The following is a 22,650-nucleotide window of genomic DNA, read 5'->3' as shown; positions in this document are numbered from 1 at the left end:
GATTCGCGGTATTTAGGTAGCCTTATAGGAGTGAGTCCCACCTCAGCCCTTGGGGGTGCCGCATGCGTCCAGCGGGGGCGAAAAAACCGGGTTCCAACCCCAGTCTGTAGGGTCTCCCGGACGCTAGACCGCTGTATGTTGGGCAAATGATTTGTTTTTGCGCCGAGCGCTTTCCCTGGCGGCGGTTATGGCAGAATCCGGGCGCCCTCCTGCCCCCCGGACTGACAGACATGGCCACTCGCGCACTCCTCTATCGACGGCCCCACGAGCCGAAGACCCTGGTCATCACCCATGGATCGCAGTTTTTTGCGATTCGATTGCGCCGGCACCGCCGCGCGCGCCGCTACACGCTCAGAATTCATCCGAGCGATCGCGAAGCCATCCTCACCATCCCGCCGCGCGGCACGCTGGCCGAAGCCAAGGACTTCGCACAACGTCACGGCGCGTGGATCGCTGCACGTCTTGGTCGTTTGCCGAAGGCTGCGCCGTTCCAACCCGGCACAGTGATACCGCTACGCGGCAACCCCCATCGTATCGTTCATCGTGCCGGCACGCGCGGCACGGTATGGACGGAAGTGCGCGACAGCGGTGAACGCATTCTCTGCGTCGCCGGCGGGGTCGAGCATGTCGACCGCCGCATCAGCGACTTCCTCAAGCGCGAGGCGCGCCACGATCTCCAGCGCTCGGCGGAGGCCTATGCCGTCGAGCTCGGCGTCAGGGTCAAGCGCCTCTCGATCCGCGATCAGTCCAGCCGTTGGGGCTCCTGCACCTCGGCTGGCTCGCTGTCGTTCTCCTGGCGCCTGATCCTCGCGCCGCCCTACGTGCTCGACTACCTCGCCGCGCACGAGGTCGCCCATCTCGTCGAGATGAACCACTCGGCGCGGTTCTGGCGCGTCTGCGGAAAGGCCTGCCCGTCGATGGAGCGCGCCAAGAAGTGGCTCGATACGCACGGCAACGACCTGCACCGCTATGGGGTCGAGGATTAGGCCTCGTCGCAGATTAGGCCTCGCTGCTAGCCCAGCACTCACTGTCGTCGCCCGGCTTGACCGGGCGACCCAGTATGCCAGAGGCGGTCATTGTTAAGCCGAGAAGCCGCAGCGTACTGGATTCCCCGCTTTCGCGGGGAATGACAGCGGAGAACGGGGCGACATCAGTGCGTCTCGTGCCACGCTTCCCGATTTTCCCGAACGACCAACCCATCGGACTATCCAGGCGAGCAGCTCTCGTCGCGCGACATCGCGGGCGTTGAACGCCGACGATGGCTGCTCGTTGTTCGGCGTTAGCCGGGATGATTTTGCTTGATGTGCTTTGACAAAATTCGTCGCCCGGATGCCGCGCGTCCTCAAACCATCTCAGGTCAGGCGCTGATATCTGCGCTTGTCCCCGGCTGGGCGCGCGAGGCGAGATAGGATGATTGCAGTTGCGCGGCGGCCTTCTGGCCCTCGGCCAGCATCGCCTGGAAGGCCGCGTCGAGTTGATCGCGACTATAGGGCGCAGAACTGCTTTGACGCGGTGTCCATTGCGATTGCGTGATCGCGGTGGACGCTTTTTCGACGGTGCCGCCAAGCAGCTTGGCGTAATTGTCGGCTCGCCATTGCGCCAGATCAGGTCCACTCAGACCGGGAGGATCCTCGAGCTTGCCGATCTTTGCGGCCGCCGCGTTGGTCATCGTCGAGGACCCGCCATTGTACAGTGTGGCCACCACTTTGCCGTCAACCTTCACCTGGGCATAGGTGTTCTCAGGCGCGTCGTCCGAGACGGCCGGTTGAGTCGCGTTCGCGCCGTGGGTCATCAGCCAATTCGTTGCCATCAGGTCGCGCAGGACCGGGTTATCAGCCACCGAGATCGGCTTGGCGCCTTGCAGCGGCTTGAGTTGCGACACGCTGATTCCGGGGCTGCTGGTCGCAGCGTCAGTTGCAGTCGACGCCTCCGGCTGGAGATCTGATGTCGTTGTCGCATTGGAACCGGACGTTGATGCAGGACGCGGATAGGGCAACGCCGCGCTGGATAGACCTGTAATCATGGAACGCTCCTTCCCACTAAACCCGAGTCTTCGGAACTCAACCTAAGAGAGCAATTCCTAGGCCGATGTCGGAGCCTTGAAGAGACTGGTGTTTTGGCGTTCAGGGATATCTCGGCATCGGTAAATCTTGCCGTCTTGGGCAGGACTTGTTGGGCAGGACTTGCCGAAGCCGTGGCGCGATGTCAGCCCGAGCAAACGCTGCTGGCCGCATCCATCACTGTCATCGCCCGCGAAGGCGGGCGATCCAGTACGCCGCGGCAGCTGTTTTGAATCTCGACGTCTCGGAATACTGGATTCCCCGCTGGAGCCTGTCATCGGGCTCGCCGAAGGGCGAGACCCGGTGGCGGGGAATGACAATTGAGAGTGGGGCGACGTCAGCGCGCTTTGCGCGATCCCCGCCATACTTTGCGACGATTGCGCGGCACGCTCGATTTGCCCCGCCGGATCAAACGTTTCCTACAATCCACCGTGCATCGCGCCTGATATCACCGGCTACTGTGCATGGGGTTGTTTTCGCGTTTTTTGTTTTGAGGCCCTGGGGACCTCAGCTCGGAGCTACCGGTTTCCGCCGAACAGCCGGTCCATCAGCCAGCCGTCGAGGCCTGCTGCGGCTTCCGGCCGCACATTGGCGCGCGTCGGAGGCGGGCGATAGCCGCCACTGCTCGCCGGTGCCGGTCCGGGTACTGTCGTCGCCGTCGGCGGCGATACCTGCGATGCCGCCTGCGCGAGGTTCGACAGGCCCCAGCTCGCTTGCGAGTTCGGCAAGGCGGCCACCGGCACGCCCTCGTGCGCCGTGCGCATGAAGCGGGACCAGACTTCGACGGGCAGGCCGCCGCCGGTCGCCTTCTTGGTCGGCGAGTTGTCGTCATTGCCGAGCCAGACGCCGGTGACGAGGTTGGCGGTGTAGCCGATGAACCAGGCGTCGCGGTAATCCTGGCTCGTACCGGTCTTGCCGGCCGCCGGCCAGCCGGGGATCTCCGCCTTCTTGGCGGTGCCTGATATCAGCGTCTCCCGCATCATCGTGTTCATCATGCCGACATAGCGCGGGTCGATCACCTGGTTGCGCTCTTCCGCTTGCCGCATGTAGAGCAGCTTGCCACTGAGCGTCCTGATCCGCGTGACGACGTGCGGCGCCACCGCGAAGCCGCCATTGGCGAAGGGGGCATAGGCGCCGACCAGCTCGACGACCGAGACTTCGGAGGTGCCGAGCGCGATCGAGGCATTGGGCTCGAGCTTCGAGGAGATGCCGAGCCGGTGCGCGGTGCGCACCACGTTCTTCGGCCCGACCTCGAGACCGAGGCGGATGGCGACGGTGTTGAGCGACATCGCCAGCGCCTGCGTCAGCGTCACCGCGCCGAAATATTCATGGGTGTAGTTCTCGGGCTTCCAGCCCTTGACCTCGATCGGCGCGTCCTGGCGCACCGTGTCGGGCGTCAGCCCCTGCTCGAGCGCGGTCAGGTACACGAACGGCTTGAACGAGGAGCCCGGCTGGCGCTTCGCCGTGACCGCGCGGTTGTACTGGCTGTCGGAATAGTTCCGCCCGCCGACCATAGCGCGTACTGCGCCGTCAGGCGTCATCGCCACCAGCGCGCCCTGGCTGACATTGAACTTCACGCTCTTGGCTGCGAGCTCGTCGATGATGGCGGCTTCCGCCACGCTCTGAAGCTTCGGATCGATCGTGGTCTCGACCTTGATGCTCTCGTCGATCTGGCCGACCAGATCGTCCAGCACCTCGCCGATCCAGTCGGCGACGTAGTTGAGCGTGCCGGCGCCGGCCGGCTTCACATTGTAGGAGGGGTGGCCGATCGAGGCCTGCGCCTGTGCTTCGGTGATGAATTTTGCATCCGCCATCGCCGCGAGCACGATCTGTGCGCGCGCTTCCGCGCCTTCCGGATTGCGGTTCGGCGCCAGCCGCGACGGCGATTTGACGAGGCCCGCCAGCATCGCGGCTTCGGCGACGGTGACGTCCTTCGCCGACTTGCCGAAATATTTCTGCGCCGCGGCCTCGACGCCATAGGCGCCCGAGCCGAAATAGACGCGGTTGAGATAGAGCTCCAGGATCTCGTTCTTGGAATGCTTGCGCTCCAGCCAGATCGCGAGCTCCGCCTCCTGGAGCTTGCGCGCCATGGTCCGCTCCTGGGTCAGGAACAGGTTTTTCGCGAGCTGCTGCGTCAAGGTCGAGCCGCCCTGCGAGACGCCGCGATGGAGCACGTTGGTGACGAGGGCCCGCAGGATGCCAATCGGGTCGATGCCGAAATGCGAGTAGAAGCGGCGGTCCTCGATGGCGATGAAGGCCTTCGGCAGATAGGGCGGCAGGTCCTTCAGCGAGACGTTGGCGCCGGCCATCTCGCCGCGCTGCGCCAGCATGCTGCCGTCGATGCCGACGATCTGGATCGTCGGCGGCCGCTTGGGAATCTCCAGCGACTGGATCGGCGGCAGATGGGCGCCGACATAGATCACGACGCCGATCACGGCGATCATGCCCCACAGGCCGAGCACCGCACCCCAATAGACGAGGCGGCCGAGGCTGAAGCCTCCGCCCGACTTCGACCGGCGCTTGGCGCCGCTGCGGCTGGCTTGTGCCTTCCGCTCGCGCGGCGGCTCGTCGCCGGCATCCTCGCTCTTGCGCTTGGCGGATGCTTTCGTTGATTTCTTCGGCTTGTCCTCGCCGCCGGGGACGCGGTCGGCCGCGGTCAGGCGCAGATCGGCGAGCGCAGCAGGCAAGCCGAACAACGGCTCCTTCCGCCCACCCTTTTTCTTTCCCCACGCCATACGCAAAACGCCCGGTCAGCCCGCCCCGCCGCACGCTACCGGTCGCTGTTTAAGGCCCGGTTACCCAAAGCTTAACGCGCGATTAGGAGGTGCGGCATTCGCCTGCCGCAGTTCCGCTCGCCGGGCGGCAGAGCTAGGATCGCCTGCATAAAACAAGAGGGAACCGGCATGGGCCATATCGATCCGAGCAAGGAGATTTTTGCGCAGTTCCGGGACAACGATCGCCCCGGCCCGATCCACATGCTCAATCTGGTGCGTTTGCGCGAAGAGGCCGCCTATCCCGACGGCCGCAAGGCGAGCGGCGCGGAAGCCTATGCGGCCTACGGCCGCGAGAGCGGCCCGGTGTTCGAGCGCCTCGGCGGCCGCATCGTCTGGCAGGGCAAATTCGAGCTGATGCTGATCGGCCCGCAAGAGGAGCGCTGGGACCATTGCTTCATCGCCGAATATCCAAGCGTCGCCGCCTTCGTCGAGATGATCCGCGATCCCGTCTATCGCGAAGCGGTGAAGCATCGCCAGGCCGCGGTGGAGGATTCACGGCTGATCCGGCACGCGGTGCTGCCGGTGGGGAAGAATTTTGGGGAGATACCGGAGTAGATGTCTCTGCGCGCATCTCCCTCCGCCGTCATGGCCGGGCTTGACCCGGCCATTCACGCCTTCGTTGCCGCTCCAAGAACGTGGATGCCCGGGCCTTCGCCGCGCCGAAGCGGCTTCGGCCGCGCAGGCGGGACAAGCCCGGGCATGACGTCGTTGAGGCAGTTGTTTCCGAGAACTAATCAATCGGGCCGGCATCCTCCAGGATCGGGCCGAACAGTTCCCAGCGCTCGCCGTTGAACTTCATCATCTGAAGCTGCTTGTTGACGCGGTAGTCGGTCGCCGAGGTGTTGGCCTTGATACCGGGCAGCGCGATATCGCTGGTGACGTCCTTCAGCGACGCCGCCTGCTTCATGACGTTCTCGCGCGTCAGGTTGTCGCCGCATTGCTTCAACACATGGACCAGGAGCTGGGCTGTGCCATAACCATAGGTGTTGAAGTTCGAGTCCTTGTCGCCGTCGGGATAGTACTTCGCCATGAAGTCAAAATACTTCTTCAGGCCGGCGTCGTCCTTCCAGGTTGGATCGAGCGGTTCTTTACCGTAGTTGACGCTGATCAGGCCCTTGGCCGCATCAAGGCCTGCCGGCTTCAGCACCGCGCCGACCGAAGTGGCGTTGATGTCGACGATCTGGATCGGATGCCAGCCCATTTCGGCGATCTTCTTGATCGCCTGTGCGGCCTGCTTCGGCGTGGTGGCGCTGAAGAACAAATCGGCGCCGGCGTCCTTGATCTTGAGGATCTGCGAGTCGACCGTGGGATCGGAGACCTCGTAGGACGCTTCGGTCACGATCATCTTGGCGGCCTTGTCGCCGAGGCCGGCCTTGATGCCGTTCAGATAGTCCTTGCCGAGGTCGTCGTTCTGATAGAGCACGCCGATCTTGGCGTCCGGATGCTGCTTCAGAATGTATTGGCCGTAGATTCGGCCTTCGACGAAGTAGTTGGGATTGTAGCCCATGGTCCACGGAAAGTTCTTCGGATCGGTGAACCTCGAGGCGCCGGTCGCTGCGAACAGCTGCGGCACCTTCTTGGAGTTGAGATATTTCTGGACGGCCGCGTTCACCGGCGTGCCGATGATCTGGAAGGTCAGCAGCACCTCGTCGCTCTCGACGAGCTTGCGGATTTGCTCCACGGCCTTCGGCGGCGAATAGGCGTCGTCATACTGGATCAGGTTGATCTTGCGACCATTGATGCCGCCCTGGTCGTTGATCATCTTGAAATAGGCGGCCTGGGTCTTGCCGATCGACGAATAGGCCGACGCAGGTCCCGAGAACGGCATGGTCTGTCCGACCTTGATCTCGGTGTCGCTGGCGCCCGGATCATATTTTTTCTGGGCACTGGCCGCGGTGACCGACAGCGCCAGGGTCAGCGCCGTTGCCGTGGCCAGATGCAGCATTCCATTCCTCATTCGCAATTTCCTCAGTTTGTTATTGCCGATGATCTGCCCGGGTGCTCTTGCGCACAGGACGTCACCGCTGAGGGCGATTGTGGATGAGGCGTTGCTGCAACGCAAGGTGGGTGGAGACGCGCAATTCGTAGGGTGGGTTAGTCTTGCGGCTGCGCGAAGCGCAGTCCGCCAGGCGTAACCCACCACTTCTGTTGCCGCGGATGCCGAAGAGGTGGATTACGCCGAGCAGATGCGCTTTGCGCATCTGCAGGGCTAATCCACCCCACGCAGTTACTAACCCGCCGGGCCGTTGTCCTCGATGATCGGGCCGAACAGCTCCCAACGCTCGCCGTTGAACTTCATCATCTGCATCTGCTTGTTGACGCGATAATCGTTCGGTCCGGTGTTGATCTTGATACCGGGCAGCGCGAAGCTCGGGGTGAAGTCCTTGATGTTGGCGACCTGCTTCATCACGTTCTCACGCGACAGGTCGTCGCCGCACTGTTTCAGCACCTGCGTCAGCAACTCGGCGACCGAATAAGCATAGGTGTTGACCGTGTTGAGCTTGTCGCCTTCGGGGAAATACTTGTCCATAAAGGCGAAGAACGCCTTCACGCCCGGATCGTCCTTCCACTGCGGGTCACTCGGCTCCTTGCCGTATTGGGTCGAGATGATGCCTTTGGAGATGTCGAGGCCGGCCGGCTTCAGCGTCGCCGAGATCGGGCTCGCATTGATGTCGAGGATGTGCACCGGCGTCCAGCCGAGCTCGGCCACCTTCTTGATGGCCTGCGCCGCGAACTTCGGCGTCGACGCATCGTAGAAAAGATCGGCGCCGAGGGACTTCAGCTTGACCACCTGCGAGTCGACGGTCGGGTCGGTGACCTCGTAGGACACCTCGCCGACGATCATCTTGGCGGCCTTGTCGCCGAGGCCGCTCTTGAGGCCGGCGAGATAGTCGCGGCCCATGTCGTCGTTCTGGTAGAGCACACCGATCTTGGCATTGGGGTGATTGGCGAGAATGTATTTGGCGTAGATGCGTCCCTCGGACACGTAGTTGGGATTGTAGGCGATGGTCCAGGGATAGTTCTGCGGGTCGTTGAAGCGTGCGGCGCCGGTAGAAGCCAGCAGCTGCGGGATCTTCTTGCCGTTGAGATATTTTTGCACGGCGGCGTTCGCGGCCGTGCCGATGATCTGGAAGGTGAACAGCACCTCGTCGCCTTCGACGAGCTTGCGCACCTGCTCGACCGTCTTCGGTGGCGAATAGGCATCGTCATACTGGATCAGATTGATCTTGCGGCCATTGATGCCGCCCTGATCGTTGATCATCTTGAAGTAGGCGGCCTGGGTCTTGCCGATATTGGCGTAGACGGAATAGGCGCCGGAGAACGGCACGGTCTGGCCGATCTTGATCTCGGTGTCGCTCGCGCCGGTGTCGTATTTCTTCTGGGCGAGGGCTTGGCTGGCGGAGAACGCGAAGGCGAGCGCCGCCGTGGCAGCTATGAAGGCTCTGCGATAGCTCATGTTGGGTTGTTCCTCCTGACGGAATTTCCGGCCGACGGTCTTTTCCCGTTGATTGCAACGGTCGCCATCGCTGCCGGAGAGTGTGGAGGAAGGCGAGGTGCCGCGCAAGGATCGCGACGCTGCGCCGTAGCGTCTCAGGTCACGAGAATCAGGTCAGAAACAGCGCAACCAGCGCGATCGCCGCCGGCAGCGCCTGCACGAGCAGGATGCGGGTGCTGACGGTCGCCGCGCCGTAGGCGCCGGCCACGATCACGCAGAGCAGGAAGAATGCCTTGATCTGGAATGCGAAGGCCGGGTTGCCGTGGACGAGGCCCCAGATCAGGCCGGCGGCGAGGAAGCCGTTGTAGAGCCCTTGGTTGGCCGCCAGCACCTTCGTGATCTCGGCCTTTTCAGGCGTATTGCGGAATGTCTTCAAGCCAAGCGGCTTGTCCCAGAGAAACATCTCCAGGATCAGGAAGTAGGCGTGCAGTGCGGCGACCAGCGCCACCAGGACATTGGTGATCAGAATCAAGTTGAGCCCCCCAAAGCGTCAGCTTTCGGGTGGACGTTAGCACGGCCGGCATGGCAAGTGCGATGGCGTGTTTCGATGGCCTGGTGTCGCAATGCCCGCTCGATCAACCAAACCGCCTGAACGATTCGGCCTCGATCGCCTGACGACGCCGATCGGGATCGCGCTGCTCGTCACCGATGCCGAGGGTGCGCTGCGCGCGCTCGACTGGGAAGACTACGAGCACCGCATGCGCGAGCTGTTGCGCCTGCACTACGGCGCCGTGGACCTGGTTGATCGGTCCGCGCCGGCGGCGATGAAGACCGCGCTGTCAGCATATTTCGAAGGCGATCTCGGCCAGCTCTCGGGCGTCGCATGGCGCATCGCCGGCACGCCGTTCCAGCAGAAGGTCTGGACCGCGTTGGCAAAGATCCCTGCCGGCACCACGATGAGCTATGGCGCGCTGGCCGAAAGGATCGATATGCCCAAAGCCATTCGCGCTGTCGGTCATGCCAACGGCTCCAACCCGATCAGCGTGGTGCTGCCCTGTCACCGCCTGATCGGCGCCGACGGCTCGCTGGTGAAATATGGCGGTGGCCTCGAGCGCAAGCGCTGGCTGCTGCGGCATGAGGGGGTGGAGATTTAGCTCTCTCCTCACGCCGCCGGCTGCACCGCCTTGTCGCCGGCCATCACGTGGGTCAGCGCGCTCTTGATCGCGGACTGGCGCGTCGGTGCGTTGATCTGCGCGCCGAGGAGGTCGGTGACGTAGAACACGTCGCGGGCGCGCTCGCCGAAGGTCGCGACATGGGCCGAGGCGATGTTCAGATTGAGCTTCGAGATCGCGGTGGTCAGCTCGTAGAGCAGGCCGGGGCGGTCGAGGCCGGACATCTCGATCACGGTGTAGCGGTCGGACCATTGGTTGTTGATGGTCACTTCCGGCTCGATCGTGAAAGGCCGCGCCTTGCTGCGCACGGTGCGCCGCGCCACCACTTCGGGCAGACGCAGCTTGCCTTCCAGCACGTCCTCGATCATCTCGCCGATGCGCGTGGCGCGCCGGCCCTCATCCTCGTCGCGGTCGTATTCCCTGGAGATCGAGATCGTGTCGAGCGCGCGGCCGTCGGTCGTCGTGTAGATCTGCGCGTCGACGATGTTGGCGCCGGCCGAGGCGCAGGCGCCGGCGATGATCGAGAGCAGCCAGGGATGGTCGGCGGCGAAGATCGTTAGCTCGGTGACGCCGCGCACCTCGTCGAAGCCGACATTGATCGCGAGCTTGTGGCCGGCCTGTTCGCTGGAGCGGACGAAGCGGGCATGGCGGATCTTCCGCGGCAGCTCGACCTTGAGCCAATAGGCGGGATAGTGCCGGCCGATATAGGCATCGAGCTCGTCCGCCGGCCACTCGGCGAAGGCCATGCGGAATTCGGCGTAGGCGGCCGTCAAGCGCTTGCCGCGATCGACTTCCGAGAAGCCGCCGGTCAGCACCGGTTCGGTCTCATAATAGAGCGAGCGCAGCAGCTGCGCCTTCCAGCCGTTCCACACGCCCGGGCCGACGCCGCGGATGTCGGCGGTGGTCAGGATCGTGAGCAATTTCATCTGCTCGACCGACTGCACCACGGCGGCGAAATTCTCGATGGTCTTGCGGTCGGAGAGGTCGCGCGACTGCGCGACCGTGGACATCGTCAGATGCTCCTCGATCAGCCAGGCCACGAGCTCGGTGTCGGCCGCGCTAAAGCCGAGCCGCGGGCACAGCCGGCGCGCCACCTTGGCGCCCGCGATCGAGTGATCCTCCGGCCGTCCCTTGGCGATGTCGTGCAGCAGCGTCGTGATGTAGATCACCGCACGGTGCTCGGGCCGGATCTTGCGGAAGAGATCGCTGGCGACCGTGAACTCCTCGATGCCGCCGCGCTCGATGTCCTGCAGGAAGCCGACGCAGCGGATCAGATGCTCGTCGACAGTGTAGTGATGATACATGTTGAACTGCATCATCGAGACGATCTTGCCGAAGGCGCGGATGAAATGGCCGAGCACGCCGGTCTCGTTCATCCGACGCAGCACGATCTCGGCGTTGTCGGAGGTCAGGATCTCCATGAACAGCCGGTTGGCTTCCGGGTTCTCGCGCAGCTGCGCGTTGATCAGGCCGAGCGAGCGCGTCACGTCGCGCATCGCGTCCGGATGGAAGGCGAGGTTGTTCTTCTGCGCCAGGCGGAAGATCCGGATCAAATTGACCGGATCGTGCTTGAACACGTCGGGCGCGGCGACGTTGATGCGGTTGTTGTCGACGAGGAAGTCGTCGCTGTCGGGGACGCGGCGCTTCGCGGGGGCGGGGCGCAGCCGCGCCATCATCCGGCTCAGCACCGGCGCGGGCTTGGCCTGCTGGTCCTCGAGCTTGGCGCAGAGGATGGCGGTGAGGTTGCCGACTTCCTTGGCGACCAGGAAGTAGTGCTTCATGAAGCGCTCGACGTCCTGCATGCCGGGATGCGAGGTATAGCCGAGCCGGACCGCGATCTCGCGCTGGAGATCGAAGGAGAGGCGCTCCTCCGCGCGGCCGGAGTAGAAGTGCAGATTGCAGCGCACCGACCAGAGGAAGTCGGCGCAGCGGCGGAAGGTGCGGTATTCCTGTGCGTCGAACACGCCGCGCTCGACCAGCTCGTCGGTATCACGGACGCGGTAGACGTATTTGGCGATCCAGAACAGCGTGTGCAGGTCGCGCAAGGCGCCCTTGCCGTCCTTGACGTTGGGCTCGACCAGGTAGCGCGACTGGCCGCCGCGGCGGTGGCGCTCCTCGCGCTCGGCGAGCTTTGCGGTGACGAATTCGGACGCCGTGCCCTGCACCACGTCCTTATCGAAGCGCGCGACCAGTTCGTCATAGAGCGGCTGGTCGCCGGTCAGGAAGCGCGTTTCCAGGATCGCGGTGCGGATGGTCATGTCGCCGCGCGCCTGCCGGATCGATTCATCGACCGAGCGCGTGGCGTGCCCGACCTTCAGCCCCATGTCCCAGAGACAGTAGAGAATAGCCTCAGCCACCTGCTCACCCCAGGCGGTCTGCTTGTAGGGCAGGATGAACAGGAGATCGATGTCGGATTCCGGGGCCATCAGGCCGCGGCCATAGCCGCCGGTCGCGACCACCGCCATGCGCTCCGCGCCGCTCGGGATCGGCGAGCGGTAGAGATGCCGGGTCGCCGCCGAATACAGGATGCGGATGATCTCGTCCTGCACGTGGCACAGCCGCTCGGCGCAGCGCCGGCCGTGACGGTCCTTCAGCAGGATCGCCTGCGCCGCGGCGCGCGCTGCGATCAGCTCGGCCTTCAGCATTTGCGCCATGGTTGTGCGGAAACTGTCCTCACGTCCCTGATGCTTCTCGGCAAGCGCATCGACCGCGGCGGTGATCCGCGCGGTGTCGAAGCGATCGTCCACCTCTGGCTTGTGCTCAGTCGCGACGCTGTCCATGTCTCACCGGATATAAGAGGTGACAGGCGCTGTCACCCGCCATTCTCTGGCAATAGTCGTTCCATGCTGGAAAAGGCCGGCCTCGGGCAAAATCGTTCTCGGCCGAGGGGCTTTCGGGATAGCGATTTTCTCGTTGACCTCTAGAAATAACTCATTGAAAAACAATGAAGTTTTTGAGGAGGCTGGGCATGACCGGGATTACACGACGCATTCTGTTGGCGGGAGCTGTTGCGCTCGCCATGACCGCTGCGGCACGGGCGGCGGATCCGCTCAAGGAAATTCGCATCGACTGGGCGACCTACAATCCGGTGTCGATGGTCCTGAAGCAGAAGGGTCTGCTGGAGAAGGAATTCGCCAAGGACGGCATCAGCATCATTTGGGTGCAGTCGGCCGGCTCCAACAAGGCGCTCGAATTCCTCAACGCCGGCTCGATCGATTTCGGCTCGACCGCGGGCTCGGCGGCGCTGGTGGCGAAGATCAACGGGAACCCGATCAAGTCGATCTACGTCTATTCGCGTCCCGAATGGACGGCGCTGGTGACATCGAAGGATTCCAAGATCGCGAGCGTTGCCGATCTCAAGGGCAAGCGCGTCGCGGTGACGCGAGGCACCGATCCGCACATCTTCCTTGTGCGCGCGCTGCTCGGTGCAGGCCTCACCGAAAAGGACATCACGCCGGTGCTGCTCCAGCACGCCGACGGCAAGACCGCGCTGATCCGCGGCGACGTCGACGCCTGGGCCGGCCTCGATCCGATGATGGCGCAGGCCGAGGTCGAGGAAGGTGCAAAACTGTTTTATCGCAAGGCGGATGCCAACACCTGGGGCATCCTCAATGTGCGCGAGCAGTTCTTGAAGGACTATCCGGACGCCGACCGCCGCGTGCTCGCGGTGTATGAAGAGGCCCGCAAATATTCACTGGCGAATTACGACGACCTGAAGAAGACCTTCATCGCCGTGACCAAGCTGCCGGACGCCGTCGTCGACAAGCAGCTCAAGGAGCGCACCGAGCTCACCCACAGCCGCATCGGCGCACCCCAGCGCGAGTCGATCCTGGCTGCCGGCCTTGCCCTCCAGCAGGCCGGCGTCGTCGACGCCAAGGTCGATGTGAAGGCGACGCTGGATGCCCTGATCGACGACCAGGTCCCGCTGCCGACGAACTAGTTCTGCGCAAGAGGCAGGCGCGCGCAACAAACTCCGCTGTCGTCCCGGGGCGCGAAGCGAGCCCGGGACCCATAACCCCGGGGAGTAGTTTGACGCGAAGGCGGTCACTCCGAGTCCCCGTAGCCATGTCTGCCTGTGGCTATGGGTCCCGGGCTCGCGCTTCGCGCGCCCCGGGACGACGGGCTGAGGGCGCGGCAAGAGTCATGTTGCATTCCGGCGTGAGACGCGCTTCCTACCGGCCATGATCTCCGACGCGCCAGTCCTGCAACAGACCTCGGAACCGGCCGAGAGCGCCGCCGCGCCCTCGCGGCTCGCGCGCTATGCGCGGCCGATGTTGGGGATCTTGCTGCCGCTCATCCTTGCGCTCGGCTGGGAGCTGGTGGTCTGGTCCGGCTGGTCCAACGGCCGTCTGGTGCCGCCGCCCTCGCGCGTGTTTGCGACCATCACCGAGCTCGCCCGCTCCGGCGAGCTGGTCCGCCACATCGCCGCGACGCTGTGGCGGGTCGGCCTCGGCTTCGCCTTCGGCGTGATCACGGGCACCGTGCTCGGTGCCATCTCCGGCTATTGGTCGCTGGCGCGGCGGCTGCTCGATCCGACCGTGCAGGCGCTGCGTGCGATCCCTTCACTCGCCTGGGTGCCGTTGTTCATTCTTTGGCTCGGCATCTTCGAGACCTCCAAGATCGCGCTGATCGCGGTCGGCGTGTTCTTCCCGGTCTATCTCGGCGTGATGGGCGCGATCCTCTCGGTCGATCGCAAGATCGTCGAGGTCGGCCGCACCTTCCGTCTCTCCGGCCCGGCGATGATCCGCCGCATCCTGCTGCCCGCGGTGCTGCCGGCCTATGTGGTGTCCTTGCGTGTCGGCCTTGGTCTGGGCTGGATGTTCGTGGTGGCGGCCGAGCTGATCGGCGCTTCCGAAGGCCTTGGCTATCTCCTGCTCGACGGCCAGCAGCTCGGCAAGCCCGCGCAGATTTTGGCCGCGATCGTCATCTTCGCCATTCTCGGCAAGCTCACCGACTGGCTGATCGAGGTCGGGGCCGCGCCGTTCCTGCGCTGGCAGGACGCCTTCGGGCGCGCGAAGGGAGCGTAACGCGATGCTGGCGCTCGACCGGGTCAGCAAGACCTATCCCAACGGCGTGCAGGCGCTGGCGCGCTTCTCCGCCGAGATCAAACAGGGCGAGATCGTCGCCATCATCGGCGGCTCCGGCTGCGGCAAGTCCACGCTCTTGCGTGCCATCGCCGGCCTCGATCGCGCGAGCGCAGGCACGGTGACGCTCGACAGCGAGGCGATCAGTTCGCCGCACGCAAAAATCGGCATCATCTTCCAGGAGCCGCGGCTTTTGCCCTGGCTCAGCGTCGCCGACAATATCGGCTTCGGCCTTGCCGAGCTGCCCGCGACCGAGCGGCGCGAGAAGGTGGCGCGCGCGCTCGCCCGCGTCGGCCTCGCCGACAAGGCGCAGGCCTGGCCGCGCGAGCTCTCGGGCGGGCAGGCGCAGCGCGTCGCGATCGCGCGTGCGCTGGTGCCGCAGCCGGAAGTGCTGCTGCTCGACGAGCCGTTCTCGGCGCTCGACGCCTTCACCCGCAGGGATCTCCAGGATCATCTGCTCGACCTCTGGGCCGACACCCGGCCGACCTTGATCCTCGTCACACATGACGTCGACGAGGCCGTGGTGCTGGCCGATCGCGTGCTGGTGATGCGGCCGCGGCCGGGCCGGCTGTTCGACCAGATCGAGATCAATCTCGGCCGTCCGCGCGACCGCAACTCGCCGCTGTTCGAGAATTTCAAGCGAAGTGTGCTGACATCACTCGACCGTTCGCTCGACCGTAACGTGCCCGACCGTGACGCAACCCAGGGTCCCGGTCAGGCCATGTGGTGGTGACAATTTCTCTCTGAGCCGGTACATCGAGGGACGATTTTTCCGGGAGAGAACAAGATGGACGCCGCAGAACTGCGCCAGATGCAGGCCCCGATCAAGGAACGCTACAAGACCGATCCCAAGACCGCGATGATCACGCTGAAGGCCAAGGGCTCGACCGACAGCGAAGGCATCGCCTGCAAGGTCGAGACCGGGCGCGCCATCGCAATGGCTGGCCTGCATCCCGCGACCGGCGGCTCCGGCCTCGAGCTCTGCTCCGGCGACATGCTGCTGGAAGCCTTGGTCGCCTGTGCCGGCGTCACGCTGAAATCGGTCGCGACCGCCATCGAGATCCCGCTCAAGACCGGCAACGTCTATGCCGAAGGCGATCTCGATTTCCGCGGCACGCTCGGCGTCGACAAGGAGACCCCGGTCGGCTTCGCCGAGATCCGCCTGCGCTTCGAGGTCGACACCGACGCGCCGCAGGACAAGCTTGATCTGCTCCTGAAACTCACCGAGCGCTATTGCGTGGTCTACCAGACCATCAAGAACGGCCCGAAGGTTTCGGTGTCGATGCAGCGGATGTGACTTCCTGACCCTCCCCTTGAGGGGGAGGGTCGATCGCGCGCAGCGCGAGCGGGGCGGGTGATCTCTCCACTCGGGCGCCGTATCCGTCGAGAGACTGTCACCCCACCCCGTCTCATCTTTCGCTACGCTCCATATGAGCCGACCCGCGAGCGAGCTTCGCTCGTCTCGGACCCCTCCAGGGGAGGGTAAGAAGCAAAAAAATGCCCCCCGAGCTCCACTTCATCATCCTCCTCATCCTGCGCATGGCGATCGCCGCGGCGTTCGTCGTGTCCGCGTCGTTCATTGCCGAGCGCACCGGTCCGGTGATCGGCGGACTGGTGGCGACCTTGCCGATCTCGGCCGGTCCTTCCTACGTCTTCCTCGCGCTCGACCACGACGCCGCCTTCATCGCGCAAGGCGCGCTGTCGAGCCTTCCGGTCAACGCCGCGACGATCGTCCTTGGGCTCACCTATGTCGTGCTGGCGCAGCGGAACAATCTGCTGGTGAGCGCCGGCAGCGCGGTCGCGGTGTGGATCGTGCTGGCCTCCATCATCCGCCTGTTCGACTGGACTTTGACCGCCGGGCTCGCCGTCAACCTGGTCGCCTTCGGCATCTGCATCCCGCTGCTCGCAAGGTACCGCCATGTGAAGATGCCGCTGGTGACGCGTCGCTGGTACGACATTCCATTCCGCGCCTCGCTGGTCGCGACGCTGGTTGCGATCGTGGTCTCGACCTCGGGCTGGGTCGGCCCGCGGGTGAGCGGCGTCATCGCGCTCTACCCGATCGTGTTCACCAGCATGATGGTGATCCTGCATCCGCGCATCGGCGGCCCGCCGACCGCCGCCGTGCTCGCCAACTCCGCCTGGGGCCTGCTCGGCTTCGGTCTGGCAATTGCGGTGCTGCACGTCGCCGTCACGCAGTTCGGCTCGGCGATCGGCTTGAGTTGCGCACTCGCCACCTGCATCGGCTGGAATCTGACGCTGTGGTGGATGGGACGACGGAAGAGGCCGATGCATCAGCCGCGCCGCGCTTCGTAAGGCGAGTTACGCTACGCTTGGGACCTCAACCCTGCGTCAGGATAGTTAGTTACCCGGGCTGGCAGACCCGCTAAACTGGCAACAGAGCAAGATCGGGGCGTGCGGTGGAGGGATTGTACACGACGGCTCCGGCCGCAGCGTGCTGTACGCCCATGCCGGGAAAATGCTTGGCGGCAACACGGCCTTCGCGCACTTCGGCACCTACGAGATTGTGGACGGCGAAATCGTCGCCAGGCTCCGGACGAAGCGCCACAGCCGGTCGCCGCAGCACAGGTCGCTGGTCAGTTCCGACGCCGTCACAATCAGCATTCGCGGTCGACCGCAGGGCAAGCTCTACCGCTTCGAGGGAGAAGTGGTCGAGGACGCCTCGGTGTTTCGCGCCGTGATGACGCCGCTCGGCGACGATGACGTTCCCCCGCCCGGTGCGGTCGGCGAGGGCGGCATCGTCAGCGGACTCTATTCGATCGACATCCGGATGCTGGATGGAATTACCGGTGGCCATACCGGTGTGATGTTGCTGCGCGACGGCCGCATCCTCGGCGGCGATGCTTTCTTCTATTATCTCGGCGCCTATTCTTCGGCGAACGGTCGCTGGAAAGGTGAATTCGTCAATCAGGAACACACGCTGGCAAAGAGCGAGCATCCCTTGTTCGGTGGCTATGAGGTGGGCATCGGCTTCTCCGGCCACTGCGATGACAAGGGCGCCGACATGGAAGCGATCGCGCTCGCCGGCAAGCGCAGCATCCGCCTCGCCGCCACCTTGAAGCTGATCGAGCCGTTTGCCAGGGTGGGCCGCTGACGGCCGCCGGAAGGCGTTGCGTTAATGGGGCAGCATCCTGGACGGTAGTCGCGCGGAAAAGCGCGCGCGGGGCCGCAATCCGTTCATGTCGCGACGTCGCTAAGTATCGATTTGATCGTTGCTAATTCGCGTTTCGGCCGTTTCTTCCGCCGGCTATGTTCGGTTCCATCACTCCGTATTTCTTCGGAGATGGGCTGCCCGATTCCGATAGGTGCATTAATCTAAATTTGGTGCATTCCCCGTAAAGCTACTCGTCGGTTGTCGTTTCCGCGTTTGGGCGGACATGGGCATCAAGGCGGGTCCTCTGTACGCGTGAACGGACCCACATAGTTCACAGCTAGTCATATTCCAACGCTCGGTCTGTCCGAGGGCGTCCGCTCGCCTGTCTTTGAGGCGCGTTGCGCTGCGGCACCATGCGATCCATTCTGGAGATGTTTTGATGTTTGGTCGTAATCCCCATGGAAATGCCCAGGCACAGCTCGACGCCATCGGCCGTTCGCAGGCGACGATCGAATTTGCACTGGATGGCACCATCCTCACCGCGAACGAGAATTTCCTGAAGGCCCTGGGCTATGGGCTGGAGGAGATCAAGGGAAAGCATCACTCCATGTTCGTGCCCGCCGATCAGCGAGGCGGCGCGGCGTACAAGGCGTTCTGGTCCGCGTTGAAGAGCGGCGAGTTCCAGGCCGCGGAGTTCAAGCGGATTGCAAAGGGCGGTCGCGAGATCTGGATCGAGGCGTCGTATAATCCCGTGCTTGACGGCGACGGCAAGCCGATCAAGGTCGTGAAGATCGCGACCGATATCACCGCGAAGAAGATCAATGCCATGACGGAAGCCTCCAAGGTGTCCGCCATCGGCCGCGCCCAGGCCGTCATCGAGTTCAAGCTCGACGGCACTATCGTGACTGCGAACCAGAATTTCTGCCAGGCGCTCGGCTATTCGCTGGCCGAGATCGAGGGCAAGCATCACAGCCTGTTCGTAGCCCCCGCTGAGCGCGACAGCGCGGCCTATCGCGAATTCTGGGCCAGACTCAACCGCGGTGAATACCAGGCGGGCGAATACAAACGCATCGGCAAGGGCGGCCGCGAGGTCTGGATCCTCGCCTCTTATAACCCGCTGCTCGACGAGAACGGCAAGCCGTTCGGCGTTGCCAAATTTGCGACCGACGTCACCGCGGAGAAGCTGAAGAACGCCGACCTCGCTGGTCAGATCTCGGCGATCGACAAGGCGCAGGCCGTGATCGAATTCAACATGGACGGCACGATCATCACCGCCAATGCCAATTTTCTCGGCACGCTCGGCTATTCGCTGGCCGAGATCAAGGGCAAGCATCACAGCATGTTCGTCGAGCCGTCGGAGCGCGACGGCGCTGCCTATCGCGAGTTCTGGGCAACGCTCAATCGCGGCCAGTACCAGGCGGCTGAATATAAGCGCATCGGCAAGGGCGGCAAGGAGGTCTACATCCAGGCCTCCTACAACCCGATCCTCGATCTCAACGGCAAGCCGTTCAAGGTCGTGAAATACGCCACTGACACCACGCGGCAGGTGCTGGTCCGCATGGGCAATGAGCGCGTCCGCGGCATGATGGAATCGGTCGCCGCAGGCTCGGAGGAGCTGAACGCGTCGGTGCGCGAGATCTCCGAAGCGATGACCAAGTCCCGCGAGACCGCGATGAGCGCGGTGGAGCAGGTTGCCTCTGCCGACGCGCAGGCGCAGCGGCTGACCGAGGCGGCGAAGGCGATGAGCGGCATCATCGAGATGATCAACAGCATTACCAGTCAGATCAACCTGCTCGCGCTCAACGCCACGATCGAATCGGCGCGCGCCGGCGAGGCTGGCCGCGGCTTCGCGGTGGTCGCTTCCGAGGTGAAGAGCCTCGCCAATCAGGCGAGACAGGCGACCGACAAGATCGGCCAGGAGATCGGCAGCCTCAACGGCATCTCCGGCGACGTCGTCAGCGCGCTCGGCTCGATCAAGCAGGCCATCAACAACGTCAGCGAATACGTCACCTCGACAGCCGCCGCCGTCGAGGAGCAGAGCACGGTCACGAACGAGATGTCGACCAGCATGCAGCGCGCCGCCGCGGAAGCTGCTGCGATGGCGGCAAGGGCGTAAGCCAAGCGCGCAGACGTCGTAGGGTGGGCAAAGGCGCGCTCTTCGCGCGCCGTGCCCACCATCTTTCCGCGAATTGGTCGTTGAAGGGTGGGCACGCTGCGCTTTGCCCACCCTACGGCACCGTCACTGCTTCGGCAGCTTGCCCTTCAACGCATAGAGCGCATCGAGCGCCTCGCGCGGGGACATCTCGTCCGGATGCAGCGCCTTCACCGCGTCCATCAATAGCTCGGCCTCGGTCGGCGGCGCGGCTTCTGCGGCGGCGCGCGAGGGCACAGCGAACAGCGGCAGATCGTCGGCGAGGGCGCGGGCCGTCTGGCCGCGATCCTGGGCCTCGAGTTTTGCCAGCACCGATTTGGCGCGCGTGATCACGGCCGGCGGCAGGCCTGCGAGCTTGGCGACCTGGATGCCGTAGGAGCGGTCGGCCGAGCCCGGCAGCACCTCGTGCAGGAACACGACATTGCCCTGCCATTCCTTCACCCGCACCGTCGCGTTGAACATGCGCGGCAGTTTTGCCGAGAGCGCGGTCAGCTCGTGATAATGCGTCGCGAACAGCGTGCGGCAGCGGTTGCTCTCGTGCAGATGCTCGATCGCGGCCCAGGCGATGGAGAGGCCGTCGAACGTCGCGGTGCCGCGGCCGATCTCGTCGAGGATCACGAGCGCGCGCTCGCCGGCCTGGTTCAGGATCGCTGCGGTCTCGACCATCTCCACCATGAAGGTGGAGCGGCCGCGCGCGAGGTCGTCGGCGGCGCCGACGCGCGAGAACAGGCGGTCGATGATGCCGATCCGCGCGCGCGTGGCGGGCACGAAGCTGCCGATCTGCGCCAAGAGCGCGATCAGCGCGTTCTGGCGCAGGAAGGTCGATTTACCGGCCATGTTGGGACCGGTCAGCAGCCAGAGCTGCCCGGATTTTTGCGCCGGTGTTGGCGAGAGATCGCAGGCATTGGCAATGAACGGCTCGCCATTGCGCTTCAAGGCCTGCTCGACCACGGGATGGCGGCCCGCCTCGATCGCGAAGCCGAGGGAGTCATCCACGTCCGGCCGCACATAATTGTCGTCAACCGCGAGCTTGGCCAGCGAGGTCGCGACGTCGAGCAGCGCGAAGGCGTGGGCGGCGGCGCGCAGATCGTCGCTGATATCAAGCGCCTTCGCGGACAGCCGCTCGAAGATCTCGAGCTCGAGGCCGAGCGCGCGGTCGCCGGCATTGGCGATCTTGGCCTCGATCTCGCCGAGCTCCGAGGTGGTGAAGCGCACCTGGCCGGCCAGCGTCTGGCGGTGGATGAAGGTCGCATTCAGCGGCGCCGACATCAGCTTGTCGCCGTGCTGCGCGGTGACCTCGACGAAATAGCCGAGCACGTTGTTGTGCCGGATCTTGAGGCCCTTCACGCCGGTATGATCGGCGTAGCGCGCCTGCATCGAGGCCACGACGAGGCGCGAAGCATCACGCAGGCTTCGCGTTTCGTCGAGCGCGGGCTCGTAGCCCTGACGCACGAAGCCGCCGTCGCGCTTGATCAGCGGCAGTTGCTCGTCGAGGGCGCTGGCAAACTCGGATGCGAGCTCGCGCGACGGACGCTGCAAGGCCGCCATCACCACCGCGATTTCCTGCGGCGGCTGGTCGAGCTCGCCGAGGCGCGTCAGCACCTGGTCGGCGGCAATGATGCCGTCGCGCAGGCCGGCGAGGTCGCGCGGTCCGCCGCGGCCGACCGAAAGACGGGCCAGCGCCCGCGACATGTCGGGCGCGCCGCGCAGGATGCTGCGGATGTCTTCACGCGCAGCGGAGTCCGCAACGAAGGCGCTCACGGCATCGAGCCGCCGCGCGATTGCGAGCGCGTCCGTCAGCGGCGCGGCCAGTCGCTGCGCCAGCAGGCGCGAGCCGGCCGAGGTCACCGTGCAGTCGATGGCATCGAGCAGCGAGCCGCGCCGTTCACCCGCGAGCGTTCGCGTCAGTTCGAGATTGGCGCGGGTGGCCGGATCGATCGCCATGGTCGCGCCCGAGGCCTCGCGCGCGGGTGGCGACAGCGGCGGATGCTTGCCGACCTGGGTGCGGTCGACATAGGTGACGGCGGCGGCTGCGGCGGTGGCCTCCAGCCGCGTCAGTTGCGCCAGCCCGTCCATGGTCGCGACGGCGAAATAATCGCACAGGCGTTTTTCCGCGGTGGCGCCGTCGAAGACGTCGCGGGTCAGCGGCGTCACCGCCGGCAGCTCGCGCAAGGTCTGTCCGAGCTCGCTGTCATTGTAGAGCGCGTCGGTGACGATCGCCTCGTTCGGATTGATGCGCGCCAGCGTCGCGGCGAGCTCGCCGCTAGAGCATTCCATCACCGTGAATTCGGCGGTCGAGATGTCGATCCAGGCGAGCCCAAAACGGTCGCCGCCACCGGAGGCGCGGGCACGCGCGATCGCCAGCAGATAATTGTTGGCGCGCGCGTCTAACAGCGTGTCCTCGGTCAGCGTGCCCGGCGTGACCAGCCGCACCACGCCACGGCGCACCACGCTCTTGTTGCCGCGCGCTTTGGCGGCGGCGGGATCCTCGGTCTGCTCGCACACGGCGACCCGGTGGCCGGCGCTGATCAGGCGATGCAGATAGTCCTCGGAACGCTCGACCGGCACGCCGCACATCGGGATGTCGGCGCCCTGATGCTTGCCGCGCTTGGTCAAGACGATGCCGAGCGTCTTCGAGGCGATCTCGGCGTCCTCGAAGAACAGCTCGTAGAAGTCGCCCATCCGGTAGAACAGCAGCAGGCCCTGATGAGCCGCCTTGATTTCAAGGTACTGTTCCATCATCGGCGTGACGCGCGCGATGGCTTCCGCCGGCGGCGTGGGCGCTTCGTCAGGGGGCGGCACAGGTATCGGCTGTTGCATTGTCATGGGCGGCGCAACCTACAAAATTTCGCCTCCTGCT

General features: G+C 64.7%; 17 protein-coding genes. 10 read left to right on the top strand and 7 right to left on the bottom strand.

Going from position 1 to position 22,650, the window contains the following annotated elements:
* Positions 1-146 precede the first annotated feature (146 nt).
* Positions 147-986, top strand: a complete 840-nt coding sequence (locus J4G43_RS51415) for a M48 family metallopeptidase (protein WP_208083656.1) — start codon at positions 147-149, stop codon at positions 984-986.
* A gap of 371 nt (positions 987-1,357) precedes the next feature.
* On the opposite strand, the gene J4G43_RS51410 is transcribed toward J4G43_RS51415, so the two are convergent.
* Together J4G43_RS51410 and J4G43_RS51405 are read right to left on the bottom strand one after the other, a co-directional pair.
* Positions 1,358-2,023, bottom strand: coding sequence for a hypothetical protein (locus J4G43_RS51410; protein ID WP_208083655.1), 666 nt, complete (start codon positions 2,021-2,023; stop codon positions 1,358-1,360).
* 555 nt (positions 2,024-2,578) lie between these two features.
* On the bottom strand, positions 2,579-4,795 hold the full coding sequence (locus J4G43_RS51405) for a transglycosylase domain-containing protein (protein WP_208083654.1): 2,217 nt from the start codon (positions 4,793-4,795) through the stop codon (positions 2,579-2,581).
* 168 nt (positions 4,796-4,963) lie between these two features.
* Between J4G43_RS51405 and J4G43_RS51400 the strand changes: the two genes are divergently transcribed.
* Positions 4,964-5,389, top strand: a complete 426-nt coding sequence (locus J4G43_RS51400) for a DUF1330 domain-containing protein (RefSeq protein WP_028149366.1) — start codon at positions 4,964-4,966, stop codon at positions 5,387-5,389.
* 175 nt (positions 5,390-5,564) lie between these two features.
* Here J4G43_RS51400 and J4G43_RS51395 read toward each other — a convergent pair whose 3' ends face one another.
* From J4G43_RS51395 to J4G43_RS51385, 3 genes are all read right to left on the bottom strand, one after another.
* Positions 5,565-6,791: an ABC transporter substrate-binding protein gene (locus J4G43_RS51395; RefSeq protein ID WP_208083653.1), complete on the bottom strand. Its 1,227-nt coding sequence runs from the start codon at positions 6,789-6,791 to the stop codon at positions 5,565-5,567.
* A 273-nt stretch (positions 6,792-7,064) separates the two neighbouring features.
* Positions 7,065-8,291, bottom strand: coding sequence for an ABC transporter substrate-binding protein (locus J4G43_RS51390; protein WP_208083652.1), 1,227 nt, complete (start codon positions 8,289-8,291; stop codon positions 7,065-7,067).
* A 148-nt stretch (positions 8,292-8,439) separates the two neighbouring features.
* Positions 8,440-8,796 carry a DUF1304 domain-containing protein gene (locus J4G43_RS51385; RefSeq protein ID WP_187388035.1) on the bottom strand — a complete coding sequence of 119 codons (357 nt, stop codon included), beginning with the start codon at positions 8,794-8,796 and terminating at the stop codon, positions 8,440-8,442.
* Between the two features lie 97 nt (positions 8,797-8,893).
* Between J4G43_RS51385 and J4G43_RS51380 the strand changes: the two genes are divergently transcribed.
* Positions 8,894-9,424, top strand: a complete 531-nt coding sequence (locus J4G43_RS51380) for a methylated-DNA--[protein]-cysteine S-methyltransferase (protein WP_208083651.1) — start codon at positions 8,894-8,896, stop codon at positions 9,422-9,424.
* A gap of 8 nt (positions 9,425-9,432) precedes the next feature.
* Here the strand turns inward: J4G43_RS51380 and J4G43_RS51375 are convergent, their stop codons facing one another.
* Positions 9,433-12,222, bottom strand: coding sequence for a [protein-PII] uridylyltransferase (locus J4G43_RS51375; RefSeq protein ID WP_208083650.1), 2,790 nt, complete (start codon positions 12,220-12,222; stop codon positions 9,433-9,435).
* A gap of 188 nt (positions 12,223-12,410) precedes the next feature.
* Between J4G43_RS51375 and J4G43_RS51370 the strand changes: the two genes are divergently transcribed.
* The 7 genes from J4G43_RS51370 (at position 12,411) to J4G43_RS51340 (ending at position 19,754) form a co-directional block, all read left to right on the top strand.
* Complete coding sequence (locus J4G43_RS51370) at positions 12,411-13,382, top strand: aliphatic sulfonate ABC transporter substrate-binding protein (protein WP_208083649.1); 972 nt, start codon at positions 12,411-12,413, stop codon at positions 13,380-13,382.
* Between the two features lie 241 nt (positions 13,383-13,623).
* The gene (locus tag J4G43_RS51365) at positions 13,624-14,469 is read left to right on the top strand and encodes an ABC transporter permease (RefSeq protein WP_208083648.1); all 846 of its coding nucleotides are present in this window, start codon (positions 13,624-13,626) and stop codon (positions 14,467-14,469) included.
* A gap of 4 nt (positions 14,470-14,473) precedes the next feature.
* Positions 14,474-15,259, top strand: coding sequence for an ABC transporter ATP-binding protein (locus J4G43_RS51360; protein WP_208083647.1), 786 nt, complete (start codon positions 14,474-14,476; stop codon positions 15,257-15,259).
* Between the two features lie 54 nt (positions 15,260-15,313).
* A complete protein-coding gene (locus tag J4G43_RS51355) occupies positions 15,314-15,823 on the top strand; it encodes an OsmC family protein (RefSeq protein ID WP_208083646.1) in 510 nt (169 codons plus the stop codon).
* Between the two features lie 200 nt (positions 15,824-16,023).
* The gene (locus J4G43_RS51350) at positions 16,024-16,839 is read left to right on the top strand and encodes a hypothetical protein (RefSeq protein ID WP_208083645.1); all 816 of its coding nucleotides are present in this window, start codon (positions 16,024-16,026) and stop codon (positions 16,837-16,839) included.
* 163 nt (positions 16,840-17,002) lie between these two features.
* Positions 17,003-17,638, top strand: coding sequence for a GrlR family regulatory protein (locus tag J4G43_RS51345; RefSeq protein ID WP_321576361.1), 636 nt, complete (start codon positions 17,003-17,005; stop codon positions 17,636-17,638).
* Positions 17,639-18,077: 439 nt separating this feature from the next.
* Positions 18,078-19,754 carry a methyl-accepting chemotaxis protein gene (locus J4G43_RS51340; RefSeq protein WP_208083644.1) on the top strand — a complete coding sequence of 559 codons (1,677 nt, stop codon included), beginning with the start codon at positions 18,078-18,080 and terminating at the stop codon, positions 19,752-19,754.
* 123 nt (positions 19,755-19,877) lie between these two features.
* Here J4G43_RS51340 and mutS read toward each other — a convergent pair whose 3' ends face one another.
* On the bottom strand, positions 19,878-22,616 hold the full coding sequence (gene mutS / locus J4G43_RS51335) for a DNA mismatch repair protein MutS (RefSeq protein ID WP_208083643.1): 2,739 nt from the start codon (positions 22,614-22,616) through the stop codon (positions 19,878-19,880).
* Between the last annotated feature and the right edge of the window lie 34 nt (positions 22,617-22,650).

The sequence above is a fragment of the Bradyrhizobium barranii subsp. barranii genome, assembly GCF_017565645.3.
Taxonomy (GTDB): Bacteria; Pseudomonadota; Alphaproteobacteria; order Rhizobiales; family Xanthobacteraceae; genus Bradyrhizobium; species Bradyrhizobium barranii.
This window is presented reverse-complemented; position numbering and strand designations above follow the sequence as displayed.

Coding starts and splice junctions, on each gene's coding strand:
- J4G43_RS51340 (WP_208083644.1), top strand. CDS start 18,078: ATGTTTGGTCGTAATCCCCATGGAAATGCCCAGGCACAGCTCGACGCC.
- J4G43_RS51395 (WP_208083653.1), bottom strand. CDS start 6,791: ATGAGGAATGGAATGCTGCATCTGGCCACGGCAACGGCGCTGACCCTG.
- J4G43_RS51350 (WP_208083645.1), top strand. CDS start 16,024: ATGCCCCCCGAGCTCCACTTCATCATCCTCCTCATCCTGCGCATGGCG.
- J4G43_RS51390 (WP_208083652.1), bottom strand. CDS start 8,291: ATGAGCTATCGCAGAGCCTTCATAGCTGCCACGGCGGCGCTCGCCTTC.
- J4G43_RS51400 (WP_028149366.1), top strand. CDS start 4,964: ATGGGCCATATCGATCCGAGCAAGGAGATTTTTGCGCAGTTCCGGGAC.
- J4G43_RS51375 (WP_208083650.1), bottom strand. CDS start 12,222: ATGGACAGCGTCGCGACTGAGCACAAGCCAGAGGTGGACGATCGCTTC.
- J4G43_RS51415 (WP_208083656.1), top strand. CDS start 147: ATGATTTGTTTTTGCGCCGAGCGCTTTCCCTGGCGGCGGTTATGGCAG.
- J4G43_RS51405 (WP_208083654.1), bottom strand. CDS start 4,795: ATGGCGTGGGGAAAGAAAAAGGGTGGGCGGAAGGAGCCGTTGTTCGGC.
- J4G43_RS51380 (WP_208083651.1), top strand. CDS start 8,894: ATGCCCGCTCGATCAACCAAACCGCCTGAACGATTCGGCCTCGATCGC.
- J4G43_RS51365 (WP_208083648.1), top strand. CDS start 13,624: ATGATCTCCGACGCGCCAGTCCTGCAACAGACCTCGGAACCGGCCGAG.
- J4G43_RS51370 (WP_208083649.1), top strand. CDS start 12,411: ATGACCGGGATTACACGACGCATTCTGTTGGCGGGAGCTGTTGCGCTC.
- J4G43_RS51345 (WP_321576361.1), top strand. CDS start 17,003: ATGCTTGGCGGCAACACGGCCTTCGCGCACTTCGGCACCTACGAGATT.
- mutS (WP_208083643.1), bottom strand. CDS start 22,616: ATGACAATGCAACAGCCGATACCTGTGCCGCCCCCTGACGAAGCGCCC.
- J4G43_RS51360 (WP_208083647.1), top strand. CDS start 14,474: ATGCTGGCGCTCGACCGGGTCAGCAAGACCTATCCCAACGGCGTGCAG.
- J4G43_RS51355 (WP_208083646.1), top strand. CDS start 15,314: ATGGACGCCGCAGAACTGCGCCAGATGCAGGCCCCGATCAAGGAACGC.
- J4G43_RS51410 (WP_208083655.1), bottom strand. CDS start 2,023: ATGATTACAGGTCTATCCAGCGCGGCGTTGCCCTATCCGCGTCCTGCA.